Source organism: Pseudomonas sp. S09G 359 (assembly GCF_002843605.1).
Lineage (GTDB): Bacteria > Pseudomonadota > Gammaproteobacteria > Pseudomonadales > Pseudomonadaceae > Aquipseudomonas.
Map to the genome: position 1 here is coordinate 1,102,998 of NZ_CP025263.1, position 12,201 is coordinate 1,115,198.

The 12,201-nt window shown below is 61.8% G+C and carries 10 protein-coding genes; 9 read left to right on the forward strand and 1 reads right to left on the reverse strand.

Going from position 1 to position 12,201, the window contains the following annotated elements; genetic code table 11:
• The first annotated feature begins 5 nt into the window (after positions 1 to 5).
• The 9 genes from murD to lpxC all read left to right on the forward strand — a co-directional run bounded on the left by murD (position 6) and on the right by lpxC (position 10,462).
• A complete protein-coding gene (murD, locus tag CXQ82_RS04915; RefSeq protein ID WP_101266652.1) occupies positions 6 to 1,352 on the forward strand; it encodes a UDP-N-acetylmuramoyl-L-alanine--D-glutamate ligase in 1,347 nt (448 codons plus the stop codon).
• Positions 1,349 to 2,572, forward strand: coding sequence for a putative lipid II flippase FtsW (gene ftsW, locus CXQ82_RS04920; RefSeq protein ID WP_101266654.1), 1,224 nt, complete (start codon positions 1,349 to 1,351; stop codon positions 2,570 to 2,572). Before murD ends, ftsW begins: the two co-directional genes overlap by 4 nt.
• Positions 2,562 to 3,632: an undecaprenyldiphospho-muramoylpentapeptide beta-N-acetylglucosaminyltransferase gene (murG, locus tag CXQ82_RS04925; protein ID WP_101266656.1), complete on the forward strand. Its 1,071-nt coding sequence runs from the start codon at positions 2,562 to 2,564 to the stop codon at positions 3,630 to 3,632. The genes ftsW and murG overlap by 11 nt, the downstream gene beginning before the upstream one ends.
• Entirely contained in the window at positions 3,625 to 5,070 is a 1,446-nt protein-coding gene (gene murC, locus CXQ82_RS04930; RefSeq protein ID WP_101266659.1) for a UDP-N-acetylmuramate--L-alanine ligase, read from the forward strand. Before murG ends, murC begins: the two co-directional genes overlap by 8 nt.
• The gene (locus CXQ82_RS04935) at positions 5,067 to 6,023 is read left to right on the forward strand and encodes a D-alanine--D-alanine ligase (RefSeq protein ID WP_101266661.1); all 957 of its coding nucleotides are present in this window, start codon (positions 5,067 to 5,069) and stop codon (positions 6,021 to 6,023) included. The genes murC and CXQ82_RS04935 overlap by 4 nt, the downstream gene beginning before the upstream one ends.
• A 4-nt stretch (positions 6,024 to 6,027) precedes the next feature.
• On the forward strand, positions 6,028 to 6,897 hold the full coding sequence (locus CXQ82_RS04940; RefSeq protein ID WP_101266663.1) for a cell division protein FtsQ/DivIB: 870 nt from the start codon (positions 6,028 to 6,030) through the stop codon (positions 6,895 to 6,897).
• A gap of 15 nt (positions 6,898 to 6,912) precedes the next feature.
• The gene (gene ftsA, locus CXQ82_RS04945; RefSeq protein WP_010213031.1) at positions 6,913 to 8,175 is read left to right on the forward strand and encodes a cell division protein FtsA; all 1,263 of its coding nucleotides are present in this window, start codon (positions 6,913 to 6,915) and stop codon (positions 8,173 to 8,175) included.
• 66 nt (positions 8,176 to 8,241) lie between these two features.
• Positions 8,242 to 9,438, forward strand: a complete 1,197-nt coding sequence (ftsZ, locus tag CXQ82_RS04950) for a cell division protein FtsZ (protein ID WP_024073523.1) — start codon at positions 8,242 to 8,244, stop codon at positions 9,436 to 9,438.
• Positions 9,439 to 9,550: 112 nt separating this feature from the next.
• Positions 9,551 to 10,462: a UDP-3-O-acyl-N-acetylglucosamine deacetylase gene (lpxC, locus tag CXQ82_RS04955; protein ID WP_003171886.1), complete on the forward strand. Its 912-nt coding sequence runs from the start codon at positions 9,551 to 9,553 to the stop codon at positions 10,460 to 10,462.
• Positions 10,463 to 10,656: 194 nt separating this feature from the next.
• Here the strand turns inward: lpxC and CXQ82_RS04960 are convergent, their stop codons facing one another.
• Positions 10,657 to 12,150: a sensor domain-containing diguanylate cyclase gene (locus tag CXQ82_RS04960; RefSeq protein ID WP_101266665.1), complete on the reverse strand. Its 1,494-nt coding sequence runs from the start codon at positions 12,148 to 12,150 to the stop codon at positions 10,657 to 10,659.
• Positions 12,151 to 12,201 lie beyond the last annotated feature (51 nt).

Sequence of the window (12,201 nt, forward strand, 5' to 3'; positions counted from 1 at the left end):
AACGAGTGTCCCTGATCGCTTCAGACCACTTCCGCATCGTTGTCGGCCTCGGCAAGAGCGGCATGTCCCTGGTTCGCTTCCTGGCGAACCGGGGCAAGCCGTTTGCTGTGGCCGATACGCGGGAAAATCCACCGGAGCTGGTCACGCTGCGCCGTGACTACCCGCACGTGGAAGTGCGTTGTGGCGAGCTGGATGTCGAGTTTCTGTGCCGCGCCGATGAGCTCTACGTGAGCCCGGGCCTGGCCCTGGCGACACCGGCCCTGCAGGCTGCGGCGGCGCGTGGCGTGAAGCTGTCCGGAGACATCGACCTGTTCGCGCGTAACGCCAAGGCGCCGATCGTGGCGATCAGTGGTTCCAACGCCAAAAGCACCGTGACCACCCTGGTCGGCGAGATGGCGGCTGCGGCCGGCAAACGCGTGGCCGTGGGCGGAAACCTCGGCACGCCGGCCCTGGATTTGCTCAGCGATGACGTTGAGTTGTACGTGATGGAGCTGTCGAGCTTCCAGCTGGAAACCACCCACGACCTGGGGGCTGAAGTGGCCACCGTGTTGAACGTGAGTGAAGACCACATGGACCGCTACAGCGGCCTGCCGGCGTACCACCTGGCCAAGCACCGGATCTTCCGTGGCGCCAAGCAATTTGTGGTCAACCGTCAGGATGCCCTGAGCCGTCCACTGATGGGCGAAGGCATGCCTTGCTGGACCTTCGGCCTGGGCAAACCCGACTTCAAGGCCTTCGGTATTCGCGAAGAGAACGGCGAGAAATACCTGGCCTTCGAATTCCAGAACCTGATGCCGGTGCGCGAGCTGAAAATCCGTGGCGCCCACAACCAGTCCAATGCCTTGGCTGCCTTGGCCCTCGGGCATGCCGTGGGCCTGCCATTCGACGCCATGTTGTCGAGCCTGCGCACCTTCGGCGGGCTTGAACATCGCTGCCAATGGGTACGCGACCTCGATGGTGTCAGCTATTACAACGATTCCAAGGCCACCAACGTCGGTGCCGCATTGGCCGCCATCGAAGGCCTGGGCGCCGATATCGAAGGCAAACTGGTGCTGATCGCCGGTGGCGACGGCAAGGGTGCCGACTTCAAAGACCTTAAAGCTCCGGTGGCGGCCCATTGCCGTGCCGTGGTGCTGATGGGGCGCGACTCTGACCTGATCGCCGCCGCCCTCGGCGACGCCGTGCCGCAAGTGCGCGCAACGTCCCTGGACGACGCGATTGCCCACTGCAAAGCCCTGGCCCAACCGGGCGATGCCGTGCTGCTGTCGCCGGCCTGTGCCAGCTTCGACATGTTCAAGAACTACGAGGAGCGCGGCCAGCTGTTCGCCCGCGCCGTGGAGGGCTTGGCATGAACATCAACTTCCGAAACATCATCAAGCCGTACCCGTCGCCGATTATTACCGGGCGCGGTATCGACCTGGATTTCCCGATGCTCGCCGGTTGCCTCGCCCTGCTGGGCCTGGGCCTGGTGATGATCACCTCGGCCTCGTCCGAAGTGGCCGCCGTGCAGTCGGGCAACACCCTGTACATGATGATCCGCCACCTGGTGTACCTGGTGATCGGCCTCGGTGCCTGCATCGTGACCATGATGATCCCCATCGCCACTTGGCAACGCCTGGGTTGGCTGATGCTGATCGGTGCATTTGGCTTGCTGATCATGGTGATCCTGCCCGGCATCGGCCGGGAGGTGAACGGTTCGATGCGCTGGATCGGCTTCGGCGCGTTCAACGTGCAGCCGTCGGAAATCGCCAAGGTGTTCGTGGTGATCTACCTCGCGGGCTACCTGGTGCGGCGCCAGAAAGAAGTGCGCGAAAGCTGGATGGGCTTCTTCAAGCCGTTCATCGTGCTGCTGCCTATGGCCGGCTTGTTGCTGATGGAGCCCGACTTCGGTGCCACCGTCGTGATGATGGGGGCGGCGGCGGCGATGTTGTTCCTCGGCGGCGTTGGGCTGTTCCGCTTCACCTTGATGGTGGTGCTGGCGGTCGCGGCCGTGACCATCCTGGTGCAGGCGCAACCCTACCGGATGGCTCGTCTGATTACCTTTACCGACCCCTGGTCCGATCAGTTCGGCTCCGGCTACCAGCTGACCCAGGCGTTGATCGCCTTCGGTCGCGGCGAGTGGCTGGGCGTGGGCCTGGGCAACAGCGTGCAGAAACAGTTCTACCTGCCCGAAGCGCACACCGACTTCGTGTTCTCGGTACTTGCCGAAGAGCTGGGTGTGGTGGGTTCGTTGTGCACCGTCGCACTGTTCGTATTCGTGTGCGTGCGCGGCATGTACATCGGCTTGTGGGCCGAGAAGGCCAAACAGTATTTCGCCGCGTATGTGGCGTACGGCTTGTCGTTCCTGTGGATCGGCCAGTTCCTGATCAACATCGGCGTGAACGTCGGCCTGCTGCCGACCAAGGGCCTGACCTTGCCGTTCCTCAGTTACGGCGGCAGTTCGTTGGTGATCTGCTGCGCGTGCCTGGGCTTGTTGCTGCGCATCGAGTGGGAGAGTCGAACCCACCTGGGCAGCGAAGAGATGGAGTTCAGCGAAAGCGACTTCGCCGAGGAGCCGACCCATGGGCGCTAACGTGCTGATCATGGCGGGCGGCACCGGGGGCCATGTGTTCCCGGCCCTGGCGTGCGCGCGGGAGTTCCAGAACCGTGGCTACACCGTGCACTGGCTGGGCACGCCGCGCGGCATCGAAAACGAATTGGTACCGAATGCCGGCTTGCCGCTGCATCTGATCAACGTCACCGGCCTGCGTGGCAAGGGCAAGTTGTCCTTGCTCAAGGCGCCGTTCGTGTTGCTCAAGGCGGTGTGGCAGGCGCGCAAGGTCATCCGTGAATTGCAACCGGTGTGCGTGCTCGGCTTTGGCGGTTATGTGACCGGCCCCGGTGGCGTCGCAGCCAAGCTGGCCGGCGTGCCGGTGATCGTGCACGAACAGAATGCCGTCGCCGGTACCGCCAACCGCCTGCTGGTGCCGTTGGCCGCGCGGGTGTGTGAAGCGTTCCCGAACACCTTCAGTGCCTCGGACAAGCGCCGCACCACCGGCAACCCGGTGCGCACCGAGCTGTTTATGGACATCGCCCGCCAGGCCCTGGCCGGGCGCAAGGCGCACCTGCTGATCCTGGGCGGAAGCCTGGGCGCGGAGCCGTTGAACAAATTGCTGCCGGAAGCGGTGGCGCAACTTCCTGAGGAATTGCGCCCGGAGATCTTCCACCAGGCCGGCAAGAACCACGATGAAGTCACCGCCGCGCGCTACCGCGAGGCGGGTGTGGCAGCCAATGTGCAGCCCTTCATCAAAGACATGGCCCATGCCTATGGCTGGGCCGACCTGGTGGTCTGCCGCGCTGGTGCGCTGACCGTCAGTGAACTGGCCGCCGCCGGTCTGCCGTCCTTGCTGGTGCCTTTGCCCCATGCGATTGACGATCACCAGACCCGCAACGCCGAATATTTGGCCGGGGAGGGCGCTGCCTTCCTGCTGCCGCAAAGAACGACTGGCGCCGCCGATTTGGCCGCACGCCTGACCGAGGTTTTGATGCAACCGGAACGACTCAACAGCATGGCGAGCACCGCAAGCCGCCTGGCCAAACCTGACGCAACCCGCACCGTGGTCGATATCTGCCTGGAGGTGGCCCATGGTTGAGAATCAGAAAGCCATGCCACAACCCGAGATGCGCCGCATCCGCCGTATCCACTTCGTCGGTATCGGCGGTGTGGGCATGTGCGGCATTGCCGAAGTGTTGCTGAACCTGGGCTACCAGGTGTCCGGTTCGGACTTGAAAGAGTCGCCGGTCACCGAGCGCCTGAAGTCCTTTGGCGCGCAGATCTTTATCGGCCACCGTGCCGAGAACGCCGCCGAGGCCGACGTGCTGGTGGTTTCCAGTGCCGTGAACACCTCCAACCCGGAAGTGGCCACCGCCCTTGAGCGCCGCATCCCAGTAGTGCCACGTGCCGAGATGCTGGCCGAGCTGATGCGCTATCGCCATGGCATCGCCGTTGCCGGTACCCATGGCAAAACCACCACCACCAGCCTGATCGCCTCGGTGTTCGCGGCCGGTGGCCTGGACCCGACATTCGTGATCGGTGGCCGCCTGAATGCAGCGGGCACCAATGCCCAGCTCGGCACCAGCCGTTACCTGATCGCCGAAGCCGATGAAAGTGACGCCAGCTTCCTGCACCTGCAACCGCTGGTCGCGGTGGTCACCAACATCGACGAAGACCACATGGCCACCTACGACGGTGACTTCAACAAGTTGAAGAAAACCTTCGTCGAATTCCTGCACAACCTGCCGTTCTACGGTCTGGCCGTGGTGTGCCTGGACGATCCGGTGGTGCGCGAAATCCTGCCGCTGGTCAAACGCCCGACCGTTACCTACGGCTTCAGCGAAGACGCCGACGTGCGCGCGATCAATGTGCGCCAGGAAGGCATGCAAACCTTCTTCACCGTGCTGCGCCCTGACCGCGAGCCGCTGGATGTGTCGGTGAACATGCCGGGCAACCACAACGTCTTGAATTCCCTGGCGACCATCTGCATTGCCTCCGACGAGGGCGTCAGCGATGAAGCCATCGTTGAAGGCCTGTCGCGCTTTGCCGGTGTGGGCCGTCGCTTCCAGGTCTACGGGCAACTGCCGGTGGAAGGCGGTGACGTGATGCTGGTGGACGACTACGGCCACCACCCGACCGAAGTTGCCGCCGTAATTAAAGCCGTGCGCGGTGGTTGGCCGGAGCGCCGCCTGGTGATGGTCTACCAGCCGCACCGCTACAGCCGCACCCGCGATTTGTACGACGATTTCGTCAATGTATTGGCCGATGCCAACGTGCTGCTGCTGATGGAGGTCTACCCCGCCGGTGAAGAACCGATCCCGGGCGCCGACAGCCGCAAGCTGTGCAACAGCATCCGCCAGCGCGGCCAGTTGGACCCTATCTACATCGAGCGCGGTGTGGACCTGGCGCCGATCGTCAAGCCGCTGCTGCGCGCCGGTGACATCCTGCTGTGCCAGGGGGCCGGTGATATCGGTGGCCTTGCGCCTAAGTTGCTGGCGAGCCCGCTCTTTGCTGCCGCCAAGGGGAAGTCGAAATGATCACTGACTACGCCTCCCTGTTTTCGACAATCACGCCAGCCGACTTCGGCCGCGTGGCGGTGCTGTTCGGCGGTAAGAGTGCTGAGCGCGAAGTGTCGCTCAAGTCCGGCAATGCCGTGCTCGAAGCCCTGCAAAGCGCCGGTGTGAATGCATTCGGTATCGACGTGGGCGATGACTTCCTCGCCCGCCTGCAGGCCGAGAAGATCGACCGCGCCTTCATCATTCTCCACGGCCGTGGCGGTGAAGACGGCAGCATGCAAGGCCTGCTGGAGTGCGCCGGCATCCCTTACACCGGCAGCGGCATCCTGGCTTCCGCATTGGCGATGGACAAGCTGCGCACCAAGCAGGTGTGGCACAGCCTGGGCATTCCAACCCCGCGTCACAGTGTTCTGTGCAGCGAAGACGATTGTATTTCTGCAGCCAAGGAACTGGGCCTGCCTTTGATCGTCAAACCTGCCCATGAAGGCTCCAGTATCGGCATGGCCAAAGTGAACTCGGCCGCCGAATTGATCGACGCATGGAAAGCGGCAAGTACCTACGATTCGCAAGTGTTGGTGGAACAGTGGATTCAAGGCCCTGAGTACACCATCGCCACCCTGCGTGGCCAGGTATTGCCGCCTATCGCATTGGGCACGCCCCACACCTTTTACGACTACGACGCCAAGTACGTGGCTTCCGATACCCAGTACCGGATCCCGTGCGGCCTCGACGCAACCAAGGAACACGAATTGATGGACCTCACGGCGAAAGCCTGTGAGGCGCTGGGTATCGCCGGCTGGGCGCGGGCAGACGTGATGCAGGATGACCAAGGGAATTTCTGGTTCCTGGAAGTCAACACCGCACCGGGGATGACCGACCACAGCCTGGTACCTATGGCAGCCCGTGCCGCCGGTTTGGATTTCCAGCAGTTGGTGCTGGCGATTCTTGCGGCAAGCATTGAGCCAAGAGGCTAAGCACATGAACGGCGCATCGCTTCGTCATCAGCAACCCCCAGCACCCGGCCGCAAGCCGGTGCCACGGGGTGCCAGCCGCATGGTGGCTAAAGAGCCGATGTCGGCGCGCCTGCCGAAAGCCAATTTTGGTTTCTTGAAGGCGCTGTTCTGGCCGGTGTTGCTGGTGGTGCTGGGCTTCGGAACCTACGAGGGCGCACAGCGTCTGTTGCCGTATGCCGATCGGCCGATCACCAAGATCAGCGTGCAGGGCGACTTGAGCTACATCAGCCAGCAAGCAGTGCAGCAGCGCATCGGCCCGTACCTGGCGGCGAGCTTCTTCACCATCGACCTGGCCGGCATGCGCTCGGAGCTGGAACAAATGCCGTGGATCGCCCACGCCGAAGTCCGCCGCGTATGGCCGGACCAGGTGACGATCCGCCTGGAAGAACAACTGCCCGTGGCCCGTTGGGGCGATGAAGCGCTGTTGAACAACCAGGGCCAGGCGTTCACCCCGCGTGAGCTGGCCAACTACGAGCACCTGCCGCAGCTGTTCGGGCCGCAGCGGGCGCAACAGCAAGTGATGCAGCAGTACCAGGCCTTGAGCCAGATGCTGCGGCCACTGGGTTTCTCCATTGCGCGCCTGGAATTGCGTGAACGGGGCAGCTGGTTTTTGACCACCGGGGCAGGCAGTTCCGGCCCGGGCATCCAGTTGTTGCTGGGACGCGACCGCTTGGTGGAAAAGATGCGCCGCTTCATCGCCATCTATGACAAGACCTTGAAAGAACAGATTACGAACATTGCGAGCGTCGACCTGCGTTACGCCAACGGCCTTGCCGTCGGCTGGCGTGAACCGGCTGCGCCCACGGCAGCGCAACCCGCTGTCGCGAAGAATTAAGAAGAGGCAGGACCCATGGCAAACGTGCAAAGCGGCAAAATGATCGTCGGTCTCGATATCGGCACCTCCAAGGTGGTGGCGCTGGTGGGTGAGGTCGGGGAAGACGGCGTAATCGAGATCGTCGGTATTGGCACGCATCCGTCCCGGGGCCTGAAGAAGGGCGTGGTGGTGAACATCGAGTCCACCGTGCAATCGATCCAGCGCGCCATCGAAGAAGCGCAGCTGATGGCCGGTTGCCGGATCCACTCGGCGTTCGTTGGCGTCGCGGGCAACCATATCCGCAGCCTGAACTCCCACGGCATCGTGGCGATCCGCGACCGTGAAGTCAGCTCGGCCGACCTTGAGCGCGTACTCGACGCCGCCCAGGCCGTGGCGATCCCGGCTGACCAGCGCGTGCTGCATACCCTGCCGCAGGACTACGTGATCGATAACCAGGAAGGCGTGCGTGAGCCCCTGGGCATGTCGGGCGTGCGCCTGGAAGCCAAGGTCCACGTGGTGACCTGCGCCGTCAACGCCGCACAGAACATTGAAAAATGCGTGCGCCGCTGCGGCCTGGAAATCGACGACATCATTCTTGAGCAACTGGCGTCTGCGTATTCGGTGCTGACCGACGACGAAAAAGAGCTGGGCGTGTGCCTGGTGGACATCGGCGGCGGCACCACCGACATCGCGATCTTCACCGAGGGTGCGATCCGTCACACCGCCGTGATCCCGATTGCCGGCGACCAGGTCACCAACGACATCGCCATGGCGCTGCGTACACCGACCCAGTACGCCGAAGAAATCAAGATCCGCTACGCCTGCGCCCTGGCCAAGCTGGCCGGTGCCGGTGAAACCATCAAGGTGCCGAGCGTCGGCGACCGTCCACCGCGCGAGCTGTCGCGCCAGGCCTTGGCCGAAGTGGTCGAGCCGCGCTACGACGAGCTGTTCACCCTGATCCAGGCTGAACTGCGTCGCAGCGGCTACGAAGATTTGATCCCGGCCGGCATCGTGCTGACCGGTGGCACCTCGAAGATGGAAGGCGCGGTCGAACTGGCCGAGGAAATCTTCCACATGCCGGTACGCCTGGGTGTTCCCCATGGCGTCAAAGGCCTGGGCGACGTGGTGCGCAACCCGATTTATTCCACCGGTGTGGGCTTGCTGTTATACGGGCTGCAAAAGCAGACCGACGGCATTTCCCTGTCGGGCCCGAGCAACCGTGACAGCTACCGCAGCGACGACGAAGCGAAAGCGCCGTTGTTCGAGCGCTTGCAGGCTTGGGTAAAAGGCAATTTCTAAAGATTTACCGCAACACCGTTTCAAGTAGTAGGCGAAAAAACTAGAGATAACGAAAGGAGAGGGAACATGTTCGAACTCGTAGACAACATCCCCGCCAGCCCGGTCATCAAAGTGATCGGTGTCGGCGGTGGCGGCGGCAACGCTGTCAACCATATGGTCAAGAGCAACATTGAAGGCGTTGAGTTCATCTGCGCCAACACTGATGCCCAGGCGCTGAAAAGCATTGGCGCGCGGACCATCCTGCAATTGGGCACAGCCGTGACCAAGGGCCTCGGCGCTGGCGCCAACCCGGAAGTCGGCCGTCAAGCCGCCCTGGAAGACCGCGAGCGTATTGCCGAAGTGCTGCAAGGCACCAACATGGTGTTCATCACCACCGGCATGGGCGGCGGTACCGGTACCGGTGCAGCCCCGATCATTGCCGAAGTGGCCAAGGAAATGGGGATCCTGACCGTTGCGGTCGTGACGCGTCCGTTCCCGTTCGAAGGCCGCAAGCGCATGCAGATCGCCGACGAAGGCATCCGTCTGCTGTCTGAAAGCGTCGACTCGTTGATCACCATCCCTAACGAGAAGCTGCTGACCATCCTGGGCAAGGACGCAAGCCTGCTGTCCGCGTTCGCCAAGGCTGACGATGTACTGGCCGGTGCCGTTCGCGGTATCTCCGACATCATCAAGCGCCCAGGCATGATCAACGTCGACTTTGCCGACGTACGTACCGTGATGAGCGAAATGGGCATGGCGATGATGGGCACTGGCTGCGCCAGCGGTCCGAACCGTGCACGTGAAGCCACTGAAGCGGCCATCCGCAACCCGTTGCTGGAAGACGTGAACCTGCAAGGTGCACGCGGCATCCTGGTGAACATCACCGCCGGTCCTGACCTGTCCCTGGGTGAGTACTCCGACGTGGGTAGCATCATCGAAGCCTTCGCTTCCGAGCACGCCATGGTCAAAGTCGGTACCGTTATCGACCCGGACATGCGCGACGAACTGCACGTGACCGTGGTTGCTACCGGCCTGGGCGCGAAAATCGAGAAGCCTGTGAAGGTTATCGACAACACCGTACATACCAGCCACGCCAGCCAATCGGCTGCCGCTCCAGCGCCTTCGCGCCAGGAACTGCCGTCGGTGAACTACCGTGACCTGGACCGTCCGACCGTGATGCGCAACCAGGCTCAGGCCGGTGCTGCAGCGTCGCGTAGCCCGAATCCGCAAGATGACCTGGACTACCTGGACATCCCGGCATTCCTGCGTCGTCAGGCCGATTAATGGAATGTATCAGGGCTATGAAGGTGATTGGTGTTCAGCAAAGGTCTGGTCTGCTATCATCGCCAGCCTTTGTTGATACCAGTTCGCAATTTGCGCTGAAGCGGTCCAAGCCATGATTAAACAACGCACCCTGAAGAATATTATTCGTGCCACAGGTGTAGGTCTGCACTCCGGGGAGAAGGTATACCTGACCCTCAAGCCTGCACCTGTCGACACCGGCATCGTGTTTGTGCGTGCCGACCTGGACCCTGTGGTGCAGATTCCTGCTCGCGCGGAAAACGTTGGCGAAACCACTATGTCGACCACATTGGTCAACGGTGACGTCAAAGTGGACACGGTGGAGCACTTGCTCTCGGCCATGGCTGGCCTGGGCATCGATAACGCCTACGTCGAGCTCTCCGCGTCCGAAGTCCCCATCATGGATGGCAGCGCTGGACCCTTCGTATTCTTGATTCAATCTGCCGGCCTGGAAGAACAGGACGCAGCCAAGAAGTTCATTCGCATTCTGCGGGAAGTGACAGTAGAAGACGGCGACAAGCGCGCCACCTTCGTCCCGTTCGAAGGCTTTAAAGTGAGCTTTGAGATCGATTTCGATCACCCGGTATTCCGTGACCGCACCCAAAGTGCAAGCGTGGATTTTTCCAGCACTTCGTTCGTAAAAGAAGTCAGCCGCGCCCGTACCTTTGGTTTCATGAGTGACATCGAGTACCTGCGCAAGCACAACCTCGCACTCGGCGGCAGCGTTGAAAACGCCATTGTGGTCGACGCGGATGGTGTACTGAACGAAGACGGCCTTCGCTATGAAGACGAATTCGTGAAGCACAAGATCCTCGATGCAATCGGTGACCTCTACCTGCTGGGCAATAGCCTGATAGGCGAGTTCAAAGGCTTCAAGTCGGGCCACGCCCTTAACAACCAGCTGCTGCGCAAGTTGATTGAGCAGACAGACGCTTGGGAAGTCGTGACCTTCGAAGATGCCAGCACCGCACCGATCTCTTACATGCGTCCCGTTGCGGCGGTGTAAGTAACAACTCTCTTTCTTTAGTTTTAAAAGGCCACCCTCGGGTGGCCTTTTTTTATGTAAAAAACCTACAGAACACTGGAAATCAACTGTGGGAGGGGGCTTGCCCCCGATAGCGGTGTGTCAGTTACACATGTGCTGGCTGGCACACCGTCATCGGGGGCAAACCCCCTCCCACAGTTGGATCTGATTCAACATCAGAGGGTGGCAGCATCCACAATGCGATTGCGCCCGCTGTGCTTGGCCTCATACAGCGCCTGATCTGCACTCAGCAGCAACGCTTCCAGGGATATGCGGCTGCGTTTATCCCAGGTACTCATGCCAATACTCACCGTGATCGGCCGCTCGCTCCCGGCGAACCGAGGCAAGTGTTCGACGCTGCTGCGGATATGCTCGGCGATGACCATCGCGCCTTTGGCATCGGTCACTGGCAACACCACCGCAAACTCTTCACCGCCGTAGCGTGCGGCCAGGTCGGCAGGGCGGCGGATGTTGGTGCCGATTACCTGGGCCACCATCCGCAGCGCCTCATCACCGCCTTGATGGCCATGGCGGTCGTTGAAGGCCTTGAAGTGGTCCACGTCGATCATCAACACCGTCAGGGGTTCGGTGGAACGCTGAGCGCGGTCCCATTCCAGGCGCAGGCGTTCATCCAGCACGCGCCGATTGGCCAGGCCGGTCAGGGCGTCGGTGGCTGCCAGTTCTGACAGCACCCGTTCGGCGCGATAACGACGCCGCAATTCCCGGCGCAGCATCCAGGTCAGCCACAACAAACCGATACACAGAATGCCGGTAGCGCCGCCGGTCAACAACGCGGCGCGCTTCCAGGGGGCGAATACATCCTGGCTGGACAGCGCCACCACCACAATCAGCGGCAGTTCGCCGACATTGGTAAAGGTATACAGACGCTCCTGGCCACTGATCGCCGAGATCGCCTGGAAGCTACCACTGCCTTCACGCAGCATGCGCTTGAAGTTCGGCCGTTCGCTCAGGTCCTTGTCGATCATGTCGCGTTCCAGCAGCGGCTGCTGGGCCAGCAGGATGCCCCTGTTGTTGAGCAGGTTGACGCTGCTGCCGTTGCCGATGGTCAGGGTATTGAACAGCTGGTCGAAATACGCCAGGCGCATCGTCGCCACCGCCACCCCGGCGAATTCACCATTGGGGCCCGACACGCGACGGCTGAATGCCATCCGCCACACCTGGTCGCAGTCGCAGTGGATCCTGAAGGGACGGCTGATAAACAAACCGGCCTGGGCGTCCTTTACGTGTGCCTGGAAGTAATCGCGGTTGGCAAAATTGCGTGGCGTGGGCTGCAAGGTCGATGAGTCTGCAATGACATTGCCCTCGGCATCCAGCAACAGCACTTCGCCCTTGAACGGCGCGGCTGTGGATAAGTCGAACTGCACCAGATGCTGGATATTCGCAGTAACCCGCGACAGGTCTTCGCGTTGCGTGGCCGCAATCAGCCCTTTGAGGGCCAGATCATATAGCTCGACGTTGCGCAGCACGTCGGCGTTGATCAGTTGGGCAATATTGGTGGTTGAGCGCGTGGCCGCTTGCAGGGTGCTGCTGTGTTCGCGGATCAGCAGTGCCGCGACGATGATCACTATCAGGGTGACAGTCAGGCCGCTGCCGAGAATCAGCAAGCGCTCCGGGTGTGCAGGTGGGGTACGAACACGGCGTTGATTCATCGCGCAGACTTCAACAGGGAAGATGCTGGCAGTTTAGTTCTACGCGATGAA

Excerpts from the sequence above, each read along its gene's own strand:
- ftsZ (WP_024073523.1), top strand. The coding sequence starts at position 8,242 with ATGTTCGAACTCGTAGACAACATCCCCGCCAGCCCGGTCATCAAAGTG.
- ftsA (WP_010213031.1), top strand. The coding sequence starts at position 6,913 with ATGGCAAACGTGCAAAGCGGCAAAATGATCGTCGGTCTCGATATCGGC.
- lpxC (WP_003171886.1), top strand. The coding sequence starts at position 9,551 with ATGATTAAACAACGCACCCTGAAGAATATTATTCGTGCCACAGGTGTA.
- CXQ82_RS04935 (WP_101266661.1), top strand. The coding sequence starts at position 5,067 with ATGATCACTGACTACGCCTCCCTGTTTTCGACAATCACGCCAGCCGAC.
- CXQ82_RS04940 (WP_101266663.1), top strand. The coding sequence starts at position 6,028 with ATGAACGGCGCATCGCTTCGTCATCAGCAACCCCCAGCACCCGGCCGC.
- murG (WP_101266656.1), top strand. The coding sequence starts at position 2,562 with ATGGGCGCTAACGTGCTGATCATGGCGGGCGGCACCGGGGGCCATGTG.
- ftsW (WP_101266654.1), top strand. The coding sequence starts at position 1,349 with ATGAACATCAACTTCCGAAACATCATCAAGCCGTACCCGTCGCCGATT.
- murC (WP_101266659.1), top strand. The coding sequence starts at position 3,625 with ATGGTTGAGAATCAGAAAGCCATGCCACAACCCGAGATGCGCCGCATC.
- CXQ82_RS04960 (WP_101266665.1), bottom strand. The coding sequence starts at position 12,150 with ATGAATCAACGCCGTGTTCGTACCCCACCTGCACACCCGGAGCGCTTG.